The sequence below is a fragment of the Microbacterium sp. BE35 genome, from assembly GCF_031457705.1.
Lineage (GTDB): Bacteria > Actinomycetota > Actinomycetes > Actinomycetales > Microbacteriaceae > Microbacterium > Microbacterium trichothecenolyticum.
The window spans coordinates 303,881-323,117 of record NZ_JAVDXD010000005.1; the positions used below are offsets into that span (position 1 = coordinate 303,881).

16 protein-coding genes and 1 tRNA gene are annotated in these 19,237 nt (G+C 69.7%); 5 read left to right on the top strand and 12 right to left on the bottom strand.

Annotation, left to right across the window (positions count from 1 at the left end):
• Positions 1–26: 26 nt before the first annotated feature.
• The 6 genes from rplA to J2Y46_RS17405 form a co-directional block, all read right to left on the bottom strand.
• A complete protein-coding gene (gene rplA, locus J2Y46_RS17380) occupies positions 27–719 on the bottom strand; it encodes a 50S ribosomal protein L1 (protein WP_045300386.1) in 693 nt (230 codons plus the stop codon).
• Positions 720–733: 14 nt separating this feature from the next.
• Complete coding sequence (rplK, locus tag J2Y46_RS17385) at positions 734–1,165, bottom strand: 50S ribosomal protein L11 (protein ID WP_045247325.1); 432 nt, start codon at positions 1,163–1,165, stop codon at positions 734–736.
• 131 nt (positions 1,166–1,296) lie between these two features.
• Complete coding sequence (nusG, locus tag J2Y46_RS17390; RefSeq protein ID WP_310243946.1) at positions 1,297–2,418, bottom strand: transcription termination/antitermination protein NusG; 1,122 nt, start codon at positions 2,416–2,418, stop codon at positions 1,297–1,299.
• 83 nt (positions 2,419–2,501) lie between these two features.
• Positions 2,502–2,774, bottom strand: a complete 273-nt coding sequence (gene secE, locus J2Y46_RS17395) for a preprotein translocase subunit SecE (protein ID WP_045300625.1) — start codon at positions 2,772–2,774, stop codon at positions 2,502–2,504.
• Positions 2,775–2,864: 90 nt separating this feature from the next.
• Positions 2,865–2,937 (bottom strand) — tRNA-Trp (locus tag J2Y46_RS17400).
• Between the two features lie 175 nt (positions 2,938–3,112).
• The gene (locus J2Y46_RS17405) at positions 3,113–3,550 is read right to left on the bottom strand and encodes a pyridoxamine 5'-phosphate oxidase family protein (RefSeq protein WP_045300392.1); all 438 of its coding nucleotides are present in this window, start codon (positions 3,548–3,550) and stop codon (positions 3,113–3,115) included.
• Between the two features lie 64 nt (positions 3,551–3,614).
• Between J2Y46_RS17405 and J2Y46_RS17410 the strand changes: the two genes are divergently transcribed.
• Positions 3,615–4,229: a hypothetical protein gene (locus J2Y46_RS17410; protein WP_310243949.1), complete on the top strand. Its 615-nt coding sequence runs from the start codon at positions 3,615–3,617 to the stop codon at positions 4,227–4,229.
• Positions 4,230–4,283: 54 nt separating this feature from the next.
• On the opposite strand, the gene J2Y46_RS17415 is transcribed toward J2Y46_RS17410, so the two are convergent.
• From J2Y46_RS17415 to gabT, 5 genes are all read right to left on the bottom strand, one after another.
• Entirely contained in the window at positions 4,284–5,645 is a 1,362-nt protein-coding gene (locus J2Y46_RS17415; RefSeq protein WP_045300396.1) for an NAD-dependent succinate-semialdehyde dehydrogenase, read from the bottom strand.
• 27 nt (positions 5,646–5,672) lie between these two features.
• Positions 5,673–7,250 (bottom strand): APC family permease, encoded by a 1,578-nt coding sequence (locus J2Y46_RS17420; RefSeq protein WP_045300398.1) that lies wholly within the window; start codon positions 7,248–7,250, stop codon positions 5,673–5,675.
• Positions 7,250–8,125, bottom strand: coding sequence for a universal stress protein (locus J2Y46_RS17425; RefSeq protein WP_045300400.1), 876 nt, complete (start codon positions 8,123–8,125; stop codon positions 7,250–7,252). The genes J2Y46_RS17420 and J2Y46_RS17425 overlap by 1 nt, the downstream gene beginning before the upstream one ends.
• Positions 8,122–9,483, bottom strand: coding sequence for an NAD(P)/FAD-dependent oxidoreductase (locus J2Y46_RS17430; RefSeq protein ID WP_310243952.1), 1,362 nt, complete (start codon positions 9,481–9,483; stop codon positions 8,122–8,124). The genes J2Y46_RS17425 and J2Y46_RS17430 overlap by 4 nt, the downstream gene beginning before the upstream one ends.
• Positions 9,484–9,581: 98 nt before the next feature.
• A complete protein-coding gene (gene gabT / locus J2Y46_RS17435; protein ID WP_310243954.1) occupies positions 9,582–10,943 on the bottom strand; it encodes a 4-aminobutyrate--2-oxoglutarate transaminase in 1,362 nt (453 codons plus the stop codon).
• A 93-nt stretch (positions 10,944–11,036) separates the two neighbouring features.
• Between gabT and J2Y46_RS17440 the strand changes: the two genes are divergently transcribed.
• Positions 11,037–12,572 (top strand): PucR family transcriptional regulator ligand-binding domain-containing protein, encoded by a 1,536-nt coding sequence (locus tag J2Y46_RS17440; RefSeq protein WP_310243957.1) that lies wholly within the window; start codon positions 11,037–11,039, stop codon positions 12,570–12,572.
• A 135-nt stretch (positions 12,573–12,707) separates the two neighbouring features.
• A complete protein-coding gene (locus J2Y46_RS17445; protein ID WP_310243960.1) occupies positions 12,708–14,099 on the top strand; it encodes an FAD-binding oxidoreductase in 1,392 nt (463 codons plus the stop codon).
• Positions 14,100–14,217: 118 nt separating this feature from the next.
• Here J2Y46_RS17445 and J2Y46_RS17450 read toward each other — a convergent pair whose 3' ends face one another.
• Positions 14,218–15,696: a helix-turn-helix domain-containing protein gene (locus J2Y46_RS17450; RefSeq protein WP_310243963.1), complete on the bottom strand. Its 1,479-nt coding sequence runs from the start codon at positions 15,694–15,696 to the stop codon at positions 14,218–14,220.
• A 234-nt stretch (positions 15,697–15,930) separates the two neighbouring features.
• Between J2Y46_RS17450 and aceB the strand changes: the two genes are divergently transcribed.
• Positions 15,931–17,571 carry a malate synthase A gene (gene aceB, locus J2Y46_RS17455; protein ID WP_045300627.1) on the top strand — a complete coding sequence of 547 codons (1,641 nt, stop codon included), beginning with the start codon at positions 15,931–15,933 and terminating at the stop codon, positions 17,569–17,571.
• 26 nt (positions 17,572–17,597) lie between these two features.
• Positions 17,598–19,193: an isocitrate lyase gene (locus J2Y46_RS17460; RefSeq protein WP_310243966.1), complete on the top strand. Its 1,596-nt coding sequence runs from the start codon at positions 17,598–17,600 to the stop codon at positions 19,191–19,193.
• Positions 19,194–19,237 lie beyond the last annotated feature (44 nt).

Here is a 19,237-nt window from a genome sequence, read left to right on the forward strand (position 1 = left end):
GGGTGGGGCCTTCGCACGAAGACGACTCAGACGAGCGCGTTGACGTCCAGCGGGATGCCGGGGCCGAACGTGGTCGACACCGCGCCCTTCTGGATGTAACGCCCCTTCGAGCTCGACGGCTTCAGACGCACGATCTCCTCGAGCGCTGCGGCGAGGTTCTCGTCGAGCTGCTCGGCGGTGAACGACGCCTTGCCGACGACGAAGTGCACGTTGGCGTGCTTGTCGACGCGGAACTCGATCTTTCCGCCCTTGATCTCCTCGACGGCCTTGGCCGGGTTGGGGGTCACGGTGCCGGTCTTCGGGTTGGGCATGAGGCCGCGGGGGCCGAGCACCTTGCCGAGACGACCGACCTGGCCCATGAGCTCGGGCGTCGAGACGGCCGCGTCGAACGCGGTCCAGCCGCCGGCGACCTTCTCGATGAGCTCGGCGCCGCCGACCTCGTCCGCACCCGCGGCGATCGCGGCCTCAGCGGCCGGACCCGTCGCGAACACGATGACGCGGGCGGTCTTGCCGGTGCCGTGCGGGAGGATGACGGTGCCGCGCACCATCTGGTCGGCCTTGCGGGGGTCGACGGAGAGCTTGAGCGCGACCTCGACGGTCGAGTCGAACTTCGCCGAGCCGGTCTGCTTCGCGAGCGCGACGGCCTCGGTGGGGCTGTAGAACTTGTCCGCCTCGATCTTGGCGGCGGCGGCCCGGAAGGCCTTGGACTTGGTAGCCATGTTTCCTATCCCCCTCAGTCCTCGACCGTGATGCCCATGGAACGGGCGGTGCCGGCGATGATCTTCGAGGCGGCCTCGATGTCGTTCGCGTTCAGGTCGGGCTGCTTCGTCTCAGCGATCTGGCGCACCTGCTCCTTGGTGAGCTTGGCGACCTTGACCGTGTGAGGGGTCTTGGAGCCCTTCTGGACGCCTGCGGCCTTCTTGATGAGCTCAGCGGCCGGCGGGGTCTTCAGGATGAACGTGAAGCTGCGGTCCTCGTAGACGGTGATCTCCACGGGGATGACGTTGCCGCGCTGCGACTCGGTCGCGGCGTTGTACGCCTTGCAGAACTCCATGATGTTGACGCCATGCTGACCGAGCGCGGGGCCGATCGGCGGCGCCGGGTTGGCTGCACCGGCGTTGATCTGAAGCTTGATCAGGCCGGTCACCTTCTTCTTCGGTGCCATTCTTCTTCCTTTCGTCGAACGACGGCTGCCGGGGCAGCCGGTTCTCCCGCGAATCCGGCGGTTCCGGAACGCGGTGTCAGACGCACGCGCTCAAGGCGCGCGCAAACCTGCAGAGTCTACCAGCAGATGGATCAGAGTTTCGTGACCTGGTCGAAGCTGAGCTCGACCGGGGTCTCGCGCTCGAAGAGCGAGACGAGGACCGTGAGCTTGCCGCTCTCGGGCTTGATCTCGCTGATCGTGCCGGGCAGGCCCGCGAACGAGCCTTCCTTGATCGTGATGGTCTCGCCGACTTCGAAGTCGACCTCGGCGGGGATGACGCGGGCCGCGGCGGCGCCGCCCTTCTTGGCCGCACCACCCTTCGCGCCGGCGACCTCCTTGACCTCGACGAGGCTCTTCAGCATGTTGAAGGCCTCTTCGAAGCGCAGCGGCGTCGGGTTGTGGGCGTTGCCGACGAAGCCGGTGACACCGGGCGTGTGGCGAACGACCGACCAGGTGTCCTCGTTGAGCTCCATGCGCACGAGCACGTAGCCCGGGATCCGGACGCGCGTGACCATCTTGCGCTGACCGTTCTTGATCTCGACTACGTCCTCCATCGGGACCTCGATCTGGTAGATCTCCTCCTCGACCTCGAGCGTCGACTTGCGCTGCTCGATGTTGGCCTTCACCTTGCGCTCGAAGCCGGCGTAGGAGTGGATGACGTACCACTTGCCCGGGAGGGTGCGCAGGTCCGCGCGGAACGCCTCGAAGGGGTCCTCGTCGTCGTCCTCGTCGTCGGTCTCGGGGGCCTCGGCGGCGTCGGCCGGGGAGACGGATGCCTCGACGTCGTCGACGACCGCGGCGGCGGCGTCCACCTCTGCGACGAAGTCCTCGTCGAGCTCGGGCTCGTCCTCATCGCCGTTCACGTCGGGACCGTCGTACGGGGTCACCTCGGAGGCCTCCTCGGCCTCGCGCTCGGCGACCTCCTCGGCGATGGAGTCGTTGATGACCTCGGCCGCGGCCTCGGTCTCGGCCGTCTCGTCCAGGTTGAGAGCGTCGTTCACGATGGCGTCCGCCTCCGGGTCGTCGATGTCGATGTCGTCCAGGTCGGCGTCGTCCTCGTCGGAGTCGTCGACGATGTGGATCGCGACGTGCTCGGCGGCCTCGACCGACCGCTCCTCCTCCGCGAGGACGTTGCCCTCCTGGGCTTCGTCGTCCTCGGAGGACTGCTCCGCGGCGGTCGCCCAATCGGCGTCGTCGACATATCTTTCAGTCACGTGAATTCTCTTCCGTTCCGTCCGCTGCCGGACCTGCGGTCCGCCCGTGTCATGCCCCTGGTGCGAGCCGGGACGCTCGGGGATCAGGCGCCGGGCACTCCGAAGACGTACGACGTGATCCACACGAACAGCACGTCCAGGCCGTAGACGAGCGCCATCATCACGACGACGAAGCCGAGCACCACCGCCGTGTACTTCAGCAGCTCCTGGCGCGTCGGGGTGACGACCTTGCGGAGCTCGGCGAAGACCTGGCGGACGAACAGGGCGATACGAGCGAAGACGTTGGGCTTCTTCTCGCGAGGCGCGGCCGTTCCCTCTGCGGGGACGACTTCGCCCTTCGGCTCGTCCTGAACCATCGATGCCACCTGATTACCTTCCGTGAGCCGACACGGATCGGCACACTGTGTTGTCAACCACCAGCATGTCACCGGCGTTGCGCTGACGCGCAGGGCGGACAGGAATCGAACCTGCAACCTGCGGTTTTGGAGACCGCTGCTCTGCCAATTGAGCTACCGCCCTAGAGACCCGGAGGTCTCGCGAAACCCGCACTCTTCCCCTCTCACCGCGGCTTGAGGATCCGCCCCCGAGGACCGGGCACGGCGAAAGAATGCAGACTTCGACTGCATGATCCAGTGTACGGCATGCCCGCGGGCCCCGCGAACCGAGGCGCCTCCGCACGCGTGCGCACACCGGATCAGTACTGCTGCACGCCGTAGCGATCGGGCTCGGGCGCGCGCTCGAAGGCGCGCCCCGACAGCGACGTGGCCTCGACGCGCACATAGGTGTACTTGAGCGTCGGGATCCAGGGCCGAAGACCCAGGCCATCCGCTCGCTCCACGTCGGCGGAGCGGTCGAGCGGATGGGCGCGACCGCGCAGGATCACACTCCACGCGTCGGTGTCGGTGTGGTCGTCCACCTCGAAGAGCACCTCGTCGTTGACCGTGAGCTCGAACAGCTTGCTCCCCTGCGCGGTGCGGAAGAGCACGCTCTCGCCGTCGACGACGTAGTTCACGGGGAAGATGTCGAGCACGTCGCCGACATGCGTGACGAGGCGGCCGAGTTCCTGTCCGCGCAGGCGCTCCCAGCACTCTTCATCGGAGAGGGAGACGACGGGGTCCGGTGTGTCTGCCATGACTCCATCCTCGCGCTAGCGCTCCGTCGGCGACACCCCCGGATGACGGCATTAGCATTCCGGCATGACTCTTGCGCAGACCCTGCTCGACGAGCTGTGGGACTTCTCCGACGCTGCCGGCTCCGAGGCGCGCCTGCGCGCGGCGGCGGCAGACGAGACGGATGCCGCCGCCCGCGCCGAACTCGAGACGCAGGTCGCGCGGGCCCTGGGCCTGCAGGAGAGGTTCGACGAGGCCGACGCGGTGCTCGACGCCGTCGCGATCGAGGACGCCGCCGTCGCGGCCCGTGCGGCGCTGGAGCGGGGCCGGGTGCGGAACTCGGCGGGTGATCCCGAGGCCGCGGTGCCGTACTTCCTCGCGGCGGTGGATGCCGCATCCGGGGCCAGCCTGAGCTTCCTGCAGGTCGACGCGCTGCACATGCTCGCCATCGCCGAGCCCGATCAGGCCGAGCAATGGACGTCTGCGGCTTTCGGGGCACTCGAGGGCGTCGCGGAGCCGCGCACCCTCCGCTGGAACGTGTCGCTGCACAACAACGCCGGCTGGCGCCTGTTCGACGCCGGGCGCCTCGACGACGCGATCACGGAGTTCGAGTCGGCACGGGATGCCGCGACCCGCTGGGGCACGCCGCAGCAGGTGCAGTGGGCCGACGAAGCCCTCGCCGAGGCCCGCGCCGCGCTCTAGGCGTTTCGACTCGCTTCACTCGCTCGCGAGTCGAAACGCCCCTCGGCGCAGGCGTCAGGCGCCGACGCGGATGAGCTTCTTGTTGACGAACTCGTCCGCGGCCAGCAGGCCCATCTCGCGGGACGTGCCGGAGCGCTTCACGCCGCCGAAGGGCAGACCGGGCTCGTCGGCGAGGACCACGTTGACGTAGACCATGCCGGCATCGATCCTGTCGGCGACGCGCTGGGCCTGCTCCTCGTCGGTCGTGAACACGTACGAACCGAGGCCGTAGCTGGTGTCGTTCGCGAGCGCGACCGCGGCGTCCTCGTCGGCGACCTTGTACACGACTCCCACGGGGCCGAAGAACTCCTCGCGGTACGCGTCCATGTCGCTGGTGACGTCGGTGAGCACGGTGCCCGGGTAGAAGGCGCCGTCGCGCTTTCCGCCGGCGACAAGTGTGGCGCCCTGGGCGACGGCCCTGTCGACCTGCTCCGCCAGGCGCTCCGCCGCCGTGAGCGACGACAGCGGGCCGAGCACGGTGTCATCCGCGAACGGGTCGCCGACCTTCGCACCCGACATCGCGGCGGTGAACTTCTCGAGGAACGCGTCGTAGAGGCCGTCGACGACGATGAAGCGCTTGGCGGCGTTGCACGACTGCCCGGTGTTGTCCAGGCGCGCGGCGACGGCGGCTTCGACCGCCCCGTCCAGGTCGTCGGTCGAGAGCAGGATGAACGGATCGGACCCGCCGAGCTCCAGCGCCACCTTCTTGAGGTTGCGGCCCGCGATCTCGGCGACCGCGGCGCCCGCGCGCTCCGAGCCGGTCACCGAAACGCCCTGCACGCGGCGGTCGGCGATGACGGTCGCCGCCTGGTCGTTCGTGGCGTAGACGTTCGTGTACACCCCCTCGAGGCCGGCGTCCGCGTAGATCGCCGCGATGGCGGCGGCGGACTCGGGGCACTGCGGGGCGTGCTTCAGGAGGATGGTGTTGCCGACCACGATGTTGGGCGCGGCGAAGCGGGCGACCTGGTAGTAGGGGAAGTTCCACGGCATGATGCCCAGCAGCACGCCCAGGGGCGAGCGGCGGATGACCGCGGTGCCCTCGCCGTCGATGTCGATCGGCTGGTCGCCGGTGATCTTCTCGGCGTGGTCGGCGTAGTACTCCGTGATGTCTGCGGCGAAGTCGACCTCGCCGAGCGCGGCCTCGAGGGGCTTGCCCATCTCGCGCACGATGATGGCGGCGAGATCGTCGCGACGCTCACGGTGCAGCTGGGCGACCTTGCGGATGGCGGCCGCGCGCTCGGCCACCGGCCGGTCGCGCCAGGTGCGGTACGCAGCATCCGCTCCCGCGATCGCGGCCTCGAGGGCCTCGTCGGTGATGGTCGGATACGTGGCCAGGGTCTCCCCCGTGGCCGGGTTGACGACGGCGTAGTCGGTCATGCTTACTCTCCGATCGGATGGTGTGGGTCAGTCTGCCTGCCGGCGGCGGGCACGTCGAAGGCTTTCGGGGGCATCGATACCGAGTGTCTCACCGCGGAAGAACGCCGGACGCTTGATCGCCTGCCAGATCATGATCACGACGCCGGCGAGGATGACGACCACGCCCAGGACGAACACGAGGCCCAGCCCGCCGATGCTCGAACCGCTGCCGTACGCCGGGTCCATCGAGTCGATGAGCGTCGTGACGAACAGCACCGCGAGGATCGCGCCTCCCACGAGCGGGAACAGGAACGTGAAGAAGAAGCTGCGCACGGAGTCGAACCACTGCTTGCGGAAGTACCAGACGCAGGCGAACGCGGTGAGGCCGTAGTAGAAGCAGATCATCATCCCGAGCGACAGGATCGTGTCGGTGAGGACGTTCTCGCTGATCACGCGCATGACGGCGTAGAACACGGACGCGACGATCGCGGACACCACGGTGGCGTAGCCGGGCGTGAAGAACCGCGGGCTCACGCGCGCGAACTTCGCCGGCAGGGCGCCGTAGTGCCCCATCGCCAGGAGGGTGCGGGCCGGGCCGACGGCGGTCGACTGCAGCGACGCGGCCGAGCTCGACAGCACCGCCAGCGACACGAGGAACGCGAGCGGGCCGAGGATCGGATCGGACAGCGCGAAGAAGACGTTCGCCGAGATGTCCTCGTTCGCCAGCCCCAGGGGGCCGTCGCCGACGCCGGCGAACATGATCAGGCCGATCGAGAGCAGCAGGTACAGCGAGACGACGATCACGACCGTGAGCATGGCCGCGCGGCCGGGGGTCTTCGCGGGGTTCTTAGTCTCCTCGTTCATCGTGAGGACGACGTCCCAGCCCCAGAAGATGAAGATCGACAACGACAGGCCGGCGGCGAACGCGCTGAACGTCGGCACCTCGAACGGGTTGAACCACGACCACGAGAACGCCGTCGGGTCGGGGGCGTCGCCCGACACCGCCTTGACGATGGCCACGACGGCGAACAGCAGGAGCACGGCGACCTGGAACGTCACCAGGATGTACTGGAACTTCTGCGTGGTCTGCATGTCGCGGTAAGAGATGAGCGTCGCGCCCAGCATGAACAGCAGGCACACCACCACGTTGATGAACGGGTTGAACGCGAGGTCCGCGATGTCGGGGTTGTTGCTCAACTGCGAGATCAGCAGGAACAGGAACTCCACGGCGATGCCGGCGAGGTTCGACAGCACGATGACGGTGGCGGCGACGAGGCCCCAGCCGGTCATCCAGCCGATCCACGGGCCGAAGGCACGCACGCCCCACGTGAACGAGGTGCCGGAGTCTGGCATCGCGCGGTTGAGCTCGCGGTAGCCGAACGCCGTCAGCAGCATCGGGATGAACCCGACGAGGATGATCGCGGGCACCTGCGTGCCGACCACCGACACGGTCGGCCCGAGCGACGCCGTGAGCGTGTAGGCCGGGGCGATGGTCGAGACGCCGATGACGACGGCGCCGAGGACGCCGACAGCGCCGGCGCTCAGGCCCTTCTTGGACAGCTCACCGGCGCGCGCGCCGGTCGACGGGGCCAGCGGCGCTGCGCCGCGGCTCTCGGAAGCGCTCATCAGCGTGCGCCTTTCTTGCCGCGCGTGCGGGGCACCACGACCATGGGAACGGGAAGCTCGTGCAGCATCTTCGCCGCTGTCGAGCCGAGGAAGAGGCGCCGGCGCCGGGCCAACCTGCTGGAGCCGACCACCGCGAGTTCGCCGGGCTCCCAGCTCAGATGCGAGACGGCGTCCTCCACGCTGTCGCCGAGACCGACGACCGCGTCGGTGTCGATGTCCTTCGGAAGGGCCGCCCGCACGTGCACGAAGACGTCGTCCGCGTGCCGGGCGCCGAACTCCATCGCCTCGAGGCTCGGCGGCATGTCCACCGCGGCGAGCGAGAGGAGCCGCAGGCCCGCCCCGGTCGCGACGGCGAGGGCGACGCTCTCCTCGAGGAGCACGTCGGCGCCGGGACGCGTGCCGATCGCGGCGGTGATCCGCGTGATGCCCGTCGACGGCTCGAGACGTCGCGAGCCTTCCGGAGCCAGCACGACCGGAACGTCCGACGAGTGCAGCAGCTCGTTGGCGACGGTGCCGAGACGATGACGCCCACGGAGCCCGCCGTTGGCGGCGCCCACGACGATGTGGGATGCCGAGAACTCGTGCGCGGCGGCGATCAGGCCCTCTGCGAAGGAGTCGCCGAACCGCACGTGCGACGCGTGGGTCACGGCATCCGGAATCGTGGCCGCCGCCTCGGCGAGCCAGGCCTCGGCCTGCGTCACGAGGTAGCGGTCATAGCCGGCATCGGGCGGGGTGATGACGCTGCGGTCCTCGGCCGGGAGCACCAGCACGAGGTCGAGCGACACGTCCATGGCCGCCGCCAGGCGAGCGCCCAGCGCGACGGCATCGGCGCCCGCATCCGTTGCGGTGTATCCGACGACGATGCGGTCGCTCATCGCCGTGCCGCTTCGACGATGTTCGCCGCGACGAGTCGGCCCATGCGGATGGCACCGTCGACGTGCTGGTAGCCGGCGCCGGCCATGTCGCTGCAGGCGAAGTGGATCGGGCCGACGGGGGTGCGCAGGTCCGCGCCGTAGCGGGCGAGACCGCCGAGGTCGAAGCTCGCGGCGTACGCGCCGCGGGTCCACTCCTCGGCGCCCCAGTCGCTCTCGAAGTAGACGAGCGGGGTCTTGGCCTCGGGGCCGTAGTAGTGGGACAGCGACTCGAGGATGCGCTCCTTGCGCTCCTCCGCCGACACCCGGAAGAGGTCGTCGGCGTTGCGGTCCGACACGAAGCCGACCAGGGTTCCGCGCTCGTCGTCGTGGTTGGTGTTGTCGTACGCCTCGTGCGAGATCTCGTACGGGCTGAAGGCGGTGCCCGACAGGCCCTGCTCGCGCCAGAACGGGCGATCGTAGACCGCGTGCACCTTGATGACGAAGCCCATCGAGATGTGCTGGTGCATCTGCTGCTTGAGGCGCGGCAGCGGCGGCGCGAACTCGATCCACGGGTAGAGGATCGGCGCGTGCGCGAGGATGACGAAGCGGGCGCGCACCTCGAGGCCGTTGTCGGTGACCACGCGCACGCCGTCCTGCGACCAGTGCACCTCGGTCACCGGCTGACCCAGGATGACGTCGTCGCCGAGGCGTTCAGCGAGGAGCAGTGGCACCTGCTGCAGGCCGCCGACCACGCGCTCGTCGAGGATGAAGTCCGCGTCGACCAGGTGCGAGAAGCTGCCGGCGCTCGCCGCCATCAGCAGCGCCTGAAGCGCCGAGAACGCGTAGGCGGGCTTGGTCAGCATCGCGCCGGCGATGAAGAGGGCGATGTTGTCGCGCGCCTCCTGGTCGTCGGTCTGCTCCTGGAGCCAGGCCTCGAACGAGATGCGGTCGAGCGCCTCGGCGTCGGGGTGCTCCCACGGCTTGTCGGGGTCGATCTGCGCGACGAGGCCGTCGAGCACCTCGATGAGGCGGACGATCTCCTTCTCGGTCTCCGGAGCGACCGGGAAGATCTCGCCCGTGAAACGGGTGAGCTCGCGGTCCTGACCGATGTAGACCGAGTCGCCCTCGCGGTAGCGGCTGTAGGTCTCGAGCCCCAGCTCGGCGAGGGTCTCCTTGAGCGCGTCCTGGTCGGGCGACACCCACTGCCCGCCGATCTCGAGCATCGCGCCGTCGACGACGTCGGTCCACAGGCGCCCGCCCACGCGGTCGCGCGCCTCGAGCACGACGACCGAGAGGCCTGCCTTCTTCAGTTCGTTGGCAGCAGTCGTGCCGGCGGCGCCGGCGCCGACGATGACGACGTCACGGGTCAGCTCGGTCATTCGGACTCCTTCGTCAGGCGAGGTTGCGTTGGTCTTGTGTGAAGTGCGGGAGACGGATGCTGCGACCGCCGTGCGTGCGGCGGTCGCAGCATCCGTGATCACGCAGCCGCGAGGGCTGCGGCGACGACGTCCATGCCCTCGTGGAGCAGGTCGTCGGTGATCGACAGCGGCGGCAGGAAGCGGATCACGTTCCCATAGGTGCCGCAGGTGAGCACGATGACGCCCTGTGCGATGGACGCCTTCGCGACCGCGGCGGTGAGCGCGGCGTCCGGCTCGCCCGTCGCGGGATCCACGAACTCGGCGGCGATCATGGCGCCATGGCCTCGCACATCGCCGACGCGCGGGTCGGTGGCCTGCAGCTGCTGCAGGCGGCCCTTGAGGACTGCTTCGATCTCGCGGGCGCGCTCGAGCATCCCGTCGTTCTCGAACACGTCGATCGCGGCGAGTGCGGCGGCGCACGCGATGGGGTTGCCGCCGTAGGTGCCGCCGAGGCCGCCCGCGTGCGAGGCGTCCATGATGTCGGCCCGGCCCGTCACGGCCGCCAGGGGCAGGCCCCCCGCGATGCCCTTGGCGGTCGTGATCAGGTCCGGCACGATGCCGAACAGGTCGCTCGCGAACATCTCGCCCGTGCGAGCGAAGCCGGTCTGGATCTCGTCGGCGATGAACACCACGTCGTTGGCGCGGCACCACTCGACGAGGGCGGGCAGGAAGCCGTCGGCGGGGACGATGAAGCCGCCCTCGCCCTGGATGGGCTCGACGATGATCGCGGCGAGGTTGTCGGCGCCGACCTGCTTCTCGATCATCGAGATGGCCTTCTTGGCGGCGAGGCCCCCGTCGAGCCCGTCGCGGTAGGGGTACGACAGCGGCGCGCGGTAGATCTCCGACGCGAACGGGCCGAAGCCGCTCTTGTACGGCATCGACTTCGCGGTGAGCGCCATCGTGAGGTTGGTGCGGCCGTGGTAGCCGTGATCGAACGCGACGACCGCCTGCTTGCCGGTGTACTTGCGGGCGATCTTGACCGCGTTCTCCACCGCCTCGGCGCCCGAGTTGAACAGGGCGCTCTTCTTGGCGTGGTCGCCCGGCGTGATGCGGTTGAGGGCCTCGGCGACCGAGACGTACGAGTCGTACGGCGCGATCATGAAGCACGTGTGGGTGAACTGGGCGACCTGCGCCTGCACCGCCGCGACGACCTTGGGGTGCGCATTGCCGATCGTCGTGACCGCGATGCCCGAGCCCAGGTCGATGAGCGAGTTGCCGTCGGCGTCGACGATGACGCCGCCGCCCGCCGCCACGGCCTGCACGGGCGCGGTGTGGCCGACGCCTGCGGCGACGGCGTCGGCCTTGCGGGCGAGGAGCTCCTGCGAGCGGGGACCCGGGATGCTGGTGACCAGGCGACGCTCCTGCGGAAGGGTCGGACCGCCGAGGGGCGTTTCGGTGAGGGTGTCGGCTGCGCTGCTCATGCTGGGGAGCGTATTTCGTCGCCGGGAACGCCCGCACCCGCCCCCGTGTACATTCTGTCCGGCCTGCTGTACGAGTCGTACACTCGGAGCATCATGGACGCCGACGCCCCCACCCTTCGCGCCCTTCTCGCCCGGCGGGATCTGAAGCTCTCGCTGGCCGGCGACGACCTTGATCCGCAGGCACTGGACCGCGGCATCCGCTGGGTCCACAGCTCGGATCTCGCCGACCCCACGCCCTTCCTGTCCGAGGGGCTCGTGCTGCTGACCACCGGCACGCAGTTCCCGCACGGCGACGACGCCGACGCCTCCGCGGTCTACCGGGCGTATGTGCACCGCCTGGCGACGCGGGGCGTGGTCGGCCTCGGCTTCGGCACCGAGGTCGCGCGCGCCGGCATCCCTCCCGCCCTCATCGACGCGTGCCGTGACGAACGGATGCCGCTGTTCGAAGTGCCGTACCGCACGCCTTTCATCGCCGTGGCCCGGGCCAACGCCGAGGCGATCGCCGCCGAGGCCTACGCGCGGCGCAGCTGGGCGCTGGCCGCGCAGCGCGCGATCGCGCTGGCGGCCCTGCGGCCCGACGGACTCGGCGCGACCGTCGCGGAGCTGGCCAAGCAGCTCGACACCTGGGTCGGCATGTTCGACGCCGCCGGCGAGCTGTCGCGCGAGCACCCCGCGGGCGGGCTCGACGCCCAGACGGCCGCGGCTCTCCAGCGCGAGGTCACCGGGGTGCTGCATCGCGGCGCGCGCGCGGGCTCGTCTCTGCACATCGGCGAGACGCCGTTCTCGCTGCAGACCCTCGGCCGCGGCGGACACCTGCGCGGGGTCATCGCGATCGCCGCCGGAGACCTCGACCAGGAGGGCCGCGTCGTCGTCACCGCGGTCATCGCGATGGCCGGCCTCGCGCTGGAGCAGCAGCAGGGCCTCGGCCGCGCACGCTCGGCGCTGCGCGCCGGCCTCGTGCAGTCGCTCCTCACGGGGGACCCCGCCCTCGCCCGCCGCACCTCGCGCGAGCTGTGGGGACCGCTTCCCTCCGCCCCCGTCGTCGTGGGGGTGACGGATGCCGCGGCCGCGCGCGTCGACGGCATCGCCGAGCTGCTCGAGCTCTGGGCCGACGAGCGCCGCGGAGCGCTGTTCTTCGGCCGCGGTGAGGACGGCCTCGTGCTGGTCGTGCCCGCAGACGACCGCTCGAGCATCGACGAGCTCGTCGCACGCTTCGAGGTGCGCGTCGGGCTGTCGGATCCGACCGGCTACGACGGTTTCGCCGCTGCGCTCGGGCAGGCGCGCGTCGCGCGGGATCGCGGCATCCGTCCGGTCACGGCGTTCGCCGAGGTCGCCCGCGCCGGCGTCCTCTCGGCGCTCACGGACGAGGCCCGCGCGCTGGCGCGAGCGGAGCTCGCACCGCTTCGCGACCATGATGCCGCGCAGGGCACCCACCTCGTCGCGACGCTGAAGGCATGGCTCGACGAGGACTGCTCGCACGAGGCCACCGCGCAGGCGCTGGGTGTGCACCGCCACACCGTGCGCACGCGCCTCGCCCTCATCGAGCGCGTGCTCGGCCGGGATCTCTCGTCGTTCGCGACGCGCGCCGAGCTGTGGGCGGCGCTGCGCGCCCTCGACGCGTCGGTCTGATCGACCGCGCGACCTCCGCGCTCGCCGGAGGTTCATCGACCGAAAGAGACATGGCGCACGGTCGGTCCGACTCGGTCGCGCGTTCGCAACAGATCGTTCCTCGTCGCGGGCGGCAGCACCCGGAAGGATGGGCGCATGACCGAGCCCCCTGTGCCCAACGGCGACGTGTCGTGGTGGTGGCGGAGCCTCGGCGGCACTCCGGCGCCGCGGGCTCCCCTGCCCGGCGACACCGACGTCGACGTCGCGATCGTCGGCGGCGGGTACACCGGGCTCTGGACCGCGTACTACCTGAAACAGGCCCAGCCCGACCTGCGGGTCGTCGTGCTCGAGCAGCGGTTCGCGGGGTTCGGGGCGTCCGGCCGCAACGGCGGGTGGCTCACCAACACCGTCACCGGCGGCCGCGAACGCTACGCCGAGTCGCACGGCCGCGACGCGGCGATCGCGCAGCAGCGCGCGCTCAACGAGACCGTCGACGAGGTCGTCGCCGTCGCCAGGCGCGAGGGCATCGACGCCGACATCCTCAAGGGCGGCGAGTACGGCGTCGCCCGCACGCCGGCACAGCTGGCCCGCCTGCGCGGGGCCGTCGCCGAAGAGCAGGCCTGGCCGCACACCGACCTGGAATGGATGGATGCTGCGGCCGCAGCATCCCGGATCCGCATCGCCGGCTCGCTCGGCGCAGCATGGCACCCGCACTGCGCCCGGGTTCACCCGGCGAAGCTCGTGCGCGGCCTCGCCGACGCGGTCGAGCGGCTCGGAGTGCCGATCCACGAGCAGACCGCTGTGCGCGAGATCACCCCCGGACGGGCCGTCACCGACCGCGGAACCGTGCGCGCGACCCACGTGCTGCGCGCCACCGAGGGCTTCACCGCCGACCTCCGCGGCGAGCACCGCGCGTGGCTGCCGATGAACTCGTCGATGATCGTGACCGAGCCCCTGCCGGCCTCGTTCTGGGACGAGGTCGGCTGGGACGGGTACGAGACGCTCGGCGACTTCGCCCACGTGTACATGTACGCGCAGCGCACGGCGGACGACCGCATCGCGTTCGGCGGCCGCGGCGTGCCCTACCGCTACGGCTCGCGCGTCGACACCGACGGCACGACGCAGACGCGCACGATCGCCTCGCTCGCGCGGCTGCTGCGGGAGTTCTTCCCGGATGCCGCGGGTACGCCGATCGCGCACGCCTGGGCCGGCGTGCTCGGCGTGCCCCGAGACTGGGCCGCGACCGTCGTCCACGACCGAGCGACGGGCCTCGGCTGGGCCGGCGGCTACGTCGGCACCGGCGTGACCGCGACGAATCTCGCGGGCCGCACGCTCGCCGACCTGGTGCTCGAGCGCGACACCGGCCTCACCCGGCTCCCCTGGGTGGGTCACCGCACGCGGCGCTGGGAGGTCGAGCCGCTCCGGTGGACCGCCGTGAACGCGATCTACACCGCGTATCGGATGGCGGACCGGGTCGAGGCATCCGGATCCTCCGACCGCACGGCGTGGCCGGCGCACGTCGCGGACGTCGTCGCGGGCCGCCACTGACCTCCGGCCCCGCGAGCGCTGCAGTTTCCTGCGAGTGCTGCGTCGCGCGACGCAGCACTCGCAGGAAAGTGGCGCAGTCGCACCTGCGTCCGGGCCCGCGCGTCGCCCAGGCCGCGGCTCAGCGCGGGGCGTGGGCCTCCAGGAACTCGTAGACGTCGGTCGTGTCGACGCCGGGGAACGAGCCGGTGGGCAGCGTCGCCAGCAGCGTCCGCGGCGTGCGCACGTTCGGCCACGACTGCTCGCGCCACGACGCCTCGAGCTCGGCGGGCGCGCGCCGGCAGCAGACCTCCACGGAGTGCTTCGAGACGCCGCGGTTCGGGGTGTCGCGGCCGAGGAACCACTTCGTGTCGTCGAAGCGCACGCCCACGCTGATCGAGTGGGCGCCCTCGCTCGAGAGCTCGACGCGGGCCGTGCACCAGTACGTGCCGTTGCCGGTGTCGGTGTACTGGTAGTACGGGTTGAAGTGGTCGTCCACGTCGAACACGACGCGCGAGGTCCACTTGCGGCAGCACATCTGCCCCTCGATCGCGCCGAGGCGGTCGGTCGGGAAGTTCACGTCGTCGTTCTCGTAGACCTTCGTGATGACGCCCGACTCGTGCACCTTCAGGAAGTGCACGGGCAGGCCCAGGTGCATGGTCGCGAGGTTCGTGAAGCGGTGCGCGGCCGTCTCGTACGACACCGAGTAGGCGTCGCGGAGGTCCTCGATCGAGATCGAGCGTTCCTTCTTCGCCTCCTGCAGGAACGGCACGGCGTGCGCCTCGGGGATGAGCAGAGCGCCGGTGAGGTAGTTCGTCTCGACGCGCTGGCGCAGGAACTCCGCGTACGAGGTCGGCTCGCGGTGTCCGAGGATGCGGCTCGACAGCGCCTGCAGCACCGCCGTGCGCGGGTCGCCCTTGGTGGCCAGTCGGCTCGACAGGTACAGCCGGCCGTTCTTGATGTCGGCGACCGACCGCGTCGTCTGCGGCAGGTCGGGCACGTAGTGCAGCGTGAAGCCGAGGTGTGCGGCGATGTCCGACGCCGTGCGCTGGGTCAGCGGGCCGCCCGGGTGATCGACCGCATCGAGGATGCGCCTCGCTTGCTCCTCGAGTTCGGCGAAGTAGTTGTTCTGCGTGCGCATGAGCTTGCGCAGCGCCACGTTCGCACGTCGCGCCTCTTCGGGGGTCGCGGCGCGCTCGTCGCGCAGCCTCTCGATCTCGCCCTGCAGCGCCAGCATCGCCTTGAGCGCCTCCGTCGGCACCGTCTTGCCGATCCGGAACGGGGGGATGCCGAGCGCCTGGAACGTCTGGCCGCGCATCGCCCGCTCGAGCGAGATCTCGAGCGTGGCGCGCTCGTCGAGCGGCTCGGACTCGAGGATCGCATCGATCGACGAACCCAGCGCCCGCGCGATCGCCTGCAGCAGCGTGAGCTTCGGCTCGCGGCGCCCGTTCTCGATCATGGACAGCTGGCTCGGCGCGCGGTCGACCGCGGAAGCCAGCTCTTCGAGCGTCATGCCGCGGTCGGTGCGCAGCTGCCGGATGCGTCGGCCGATGGTGAGGGGATCCACCTCACCATCGTCCGAGACTTCACCGCGCACATCCGAGGTCAACGTCGTCGTCATGCCGTGATTCTGTCACGAAAGCAGAAATACCGGAAAACTTCACACCCGTAATCGTGGGGTACACCCCGGAACTTCACCGCAGAGTGGTCTCACGACGAACCATCGATCCACCCAGAACGCGGATCACCGGATGCCTCGACCCGGCGCACACGCCGGGCAGCGGCAGCCCCCACACACTCAACGCGCAGTCCATCACAGGAAGGCAGGGACATGACACCTGCGACCGCCACCCCGATGCGTACGCGCACCGGCCCCATCCCGACCCAGACCCACGAGCCTTCGATCGAGATCGCCGGCCGCTTCGGCCCGCGCTACGACGAAGTCCTGACGCCCGAGGCGGTCGCGTTCCTCACCGAGCTGCACCACCGCTTCGGCGCCCGCCGCCACGACCGGCTCGCCGACCGCATGCGCCGCCGGTTCGAGATCGGCAACGGCCACGACCCGCAGTTCCGTGACGACACCCGGCACATCCGCGAGGACGCGGAGTGGAAGGTCGCCGGCGCCGGACCCGGCCTCGAGGACCGCCGCGTCGAGATCACGGGCCCGACCGACCCGAAGATGACGATCAACGCGCTGAACTCCGGCGCCAAGGTGTGGCTCGCCGACCAGGAGGACGCCACGAGCCCGACCTGGAAGAACGTCATCGAAGGCCAGCTGAGCCTGCGCGACGCGATCCGCGGCGAGCTCTCGTTCACGAGCCCCGAAGGCAAGCTCTACGAGGTCACGGCGACCGAGACGCCCACCATCGTGATGCGTCCGCGTGGGTGGCACCTGCCCGAGCAGCACATCCGCTTCACCGACCGCACCGGCCGCAGGATGGCCGCGTCGGGCTCGCTCGTGGACTTCGGCCTGTACTTCTTCCACAACGCCGAGCAGCTGATCGCGAACGGGCGCGGCCCCTACTTCTACATCGCCAAGCTCGAGTCGAGCGAAGAGGCGAAGCTGTGGGACGACGTGTTCACGTTCAGCGAGCAGTATGTCGGCATCCCCCACGGCACCATCCGTGCCACGGTGCTCATCGAGACGCTGCCGGCGGCGTTCGAGATGGAGGAGATCCTCTTCGAGCTGCGCGACCACATCGCGGGCCTGAACGCGGGTCGCTGGGACTACATCTTCTCGATCATCAAGAACTACCGCGGTCGCGGTGCACGGTTCGTGCTGCCCGACCGCAGCGAGGTCACGATGACCGTCCCGTTCATGCGGGCATACACCGAGCTGCTCGTGAAGACGTGCCACAAGCGCGGTGCCTTCGCGATCGGCGGCATGAGCGCCTTCATCCCGAACCGCCGCGACCCCGAGGTCACCGAGCGCGCGTTCGAGAAGGTGGCGGCCGACAAGAAGCGCGAGGCCGGCGACGGCTTCGACGGCACGTGGGTCGCGCACCCCGACCTCATCCCGGTGGCGCGCGCGGAGTTCGACGCCGTGCTGGGTGATCGCCCGAACCAGCTCGACCGGCAGCGTCCCGAGGTCGAGGTGGCGGCCGCCGACCTGATCGACGTCCACATCGGACGCCCGATCACGACAGCGGGGGTGCACGGCAACGTGTCGGTGGCCATCCGCTACATCGAGGCGTGGCTGCGAGGCCTCGGCGCCGTCGCCATCGACAACCTCATGGAGGATGCTGCCACCGCCGAGATCAGCCGCAGCCAGGTGTGGCAGTGGATCCACCAGGACCGCACCACCGAGGACGGCACGCCGATCACGCGGGAGTCGATCGAAGCACTCGTCGCGCAGGTGCTGGCCGAGGCGGACCGCCGCGAGGGCGACCGGTTCGACGACGCCGCGGACATCTTCCGCGAGGTCGCGCTCGGCCAGGACTTCCCGGCGTTCCTGACGCTGCCCGCCTACGCGAAGTACCTCGTCGAGACCGACTGATCCCCCGACACGAACAAGGAACGAAAATGACTGCCTATCAGGACGACATCGAAGCCATCCGGGCGCTCAAGGAGCAGCACGGCTCGAGCTGGGATGCCATCGACCCCGAGTCCGCCGCCCGCATGCGGGCGCAGAACCGGTTCCGGACCGGACTCGAGATCGCCCAGTACACGGCCGACATCATGCGCCGCGACATGGCCGAGTACGACGCGGACTCGTCGGTCTACACCCAGTCGCTCGGCGTCTGGCACGGCTTCATCGGGCAGCAGAAGCTCATCTCGATCAAGAAGCACCTCAAGACCACGAACAAGCGCTACCTCTACCTGTCGGGGTGGATGGTCGCGGCGCTGCGCTCCGAGTTCGGGCCGCTTCCCGATCAGTCGATGCACGAGAAGACGGCGGTGCCCGCCCTCATCGAGGAGCTCTACACGTTCCTCCGTCAGGCCGACGCCCGCGAGCTCGATCTGCTGTTCACGCAGCTCGACGACGCACGCGTCGCGGGCGACGACACCGCGGTCGAGTTCATCCAGTCGCAGATCGACAACTACGAGACCCACGTGGTGCCGATCATCGCCGACATCGACGCGGGCTTCGGGAATCCCGAGGCCACGTACCTGCTGGCGAAGAAGATGATCGAGGCCGGCGCGTGCGCGATCCAGATCGAGAACCAGGTGTCGGACGAGAAGCAGTGCGGCCACCAGGACGGCAAGGTGACTGTTCCGCACGAGGACTTCATCGCGAAGATCAACGCGGTCCGCTACGCGTTCCTCGAGCTGGGCATCGAGAACGGCGTGATCGTGGCCCGCACCGACTCGCTCGGCGCCGGGCTCACGCAGAAGCTCGCCGTCACGCACCAGAGCGGCGACCTCGGCGACCAGTACAACTCCTTCCTGGACGTGGAGGAGATCTCGGACGCCGACCTCGGCAACGGCGACGTCGTCATCAAGCGCGACGGCAAGCTGCTGCGCCCGAAGCGGCTCGCCAGCAACCTGTACCAGTTCCGCCCCGGAACGGGTGAGGAGCGCGTCGTGCTCGACTGCATCACGTCGCTGCAGAACGGCGCCGACCTGCTGTGGATCGAGACCGAGAAGCCCCATGTGGAGCAGATCGCCGGCATGGTCGACGCGATCCGCGAGGTCATCCCGAACGCGAAGCTCGTCTATAACAACAGCCCGTCGTTCAACTGGACGCTCAACTTCCGGCAGCAGGCGTACGACCTGCTGGCGGAGCAGGGCGAGGATGTCTCGGCGTACGACCGTGGCGACCTGATGAACGTCGCCTACGACGACACCGAGCTGGCGCGAGTGGCCGATGAGAAGATCCGCACATTCCAGCGCGACGGGGCGGCCCGCGCCGGGATCTTCCACCACCTCATCACCCTGCCGACCTACCACACGGCGGCCCTGTCGACCGATGACCTGGCGAAGGGCTACTTCGGGGACGAGGGCATGCTCGCCTATGTGAAGGGCGTCCAGCGTCGCGAGATCCGCGAGGGCATCGCCACGGTGAAGCACCAGAACATGGCGGGAAGCGACATCGGCGACAACCACAAGGAGTACTTCGCCGGCGACGCCGCCCTGAAGGCGGGCGGCCAGCACAACACGATGAACCAGTTCGGCTGAGTGCGGGAAACGACGGATGCTGCAACCCGGCCGGGTTGCAGCAT

Bases quoted from the DNA above. Each gene is read 5' to 3' on its own strand.
- rplA (WP_045300386.1), bottom strand. From the start codon at position 719: ATGGCTACCAAGTCCAAGGCCTTCCGGGCCGCCGCCGCCAAGATCGAG.
- gabT (WP_310243954.1), bottom strand. From the start codon at position 10,943: ATGAGCAGCGCAGCCGACACCCTCACCGAAACGCCCCTCGGCGGTCCG.
- J2Y46_RS17430 (WP_310243952.1), bottom strand. From the start codon at position 9,483: ATGACCGAGCTGACCCGTGACGTCGTCATCGTCGGCGCCGGCGCCGCC.
- J2Y46_RS17420 (WP_045300398.1), bottom strand. From the start codon at position 7,250: ATGAGCGCTTCCGAGAGCCGCGGCGCAGCGCCGCTGGCCCCGTCGACC.
- rplK (WP_045247325.1), bottom strand. From the start codon at position 1,165: ATGGCACCGAAGAAGAAGGTGACCGGCCTGATCAAGCTTCAGATCAAC.
- J2Y46_RS17445 (WP_310243960.1), top strand. From the start codon at position 12,708: ATGACCGAGCCCCCTGTGCCCAACGGCGACGTGTCGTGGTGGTGGCGG.
- J2Y46_RS17410 (WP_310243949.1), top strand. From the start codon at position 3,615: ATGACTCTTGCGCAGACCCTGCTCGACGAGCTGTGGGACTTCTCCGAC.
- J2Y46_RS17425 (WP_045300400.1), bottom strand. From the start codon at position 8,125: ATGAGCGACCGCATCGTCGTCGGATACACCGCAACGGATGCGGGCGCC.
- aceB (WP_045300627.1), top strand. From the start codon at position 15,931: ATGCGTACGCGCACCGGCCCCATCCCGACCCAGACCCACGAGCCTTCG.
- J2Y46_RS17460 (WP_310243966.1), top strand. From the start codon at position 17,598: ATGACTGCCTATCAGGACGACATCGAAGCCATCCGGGCGCTCAAGGAG.
- J2Y46_RS17450 (WP_310243963.1), bottom strand. From the start codon at position 15,696: ATGACGACGACGTTGACCTCGGATGTGCGCGGTGAAGTCTCGGACGAT.
- J2Y46_RS17405 (WP_045300392.1), bottom strand. From the start codon at position 3,550: ATGGCAGACACACCGGACCCCGTCGTCTCCCTCTCCGATGAAGAGTGC.
- J2Y46_RS17415 (WP_045300396.1), bottom strand. From the start codon at position 5,645: ATGACCGACTACGCCGTCGTCAACCCGGCCACGGGGGAGACCCTGGCC.
- J2Y46_RS17440 (WP_310243957.1), top strand. From the start codon at position 11,037: ATGGACGCCGACGCCCCCACCCTTCGCGCCCTTCTCGCCCGGCGGGAT.
- secE (WP_045300625.1), bottom strand. From the start codon at position 2,774: ATGGTTCAGGACGAGCCGAAGGGCGAAGTCGTCCCCGCAGAGGGAACG.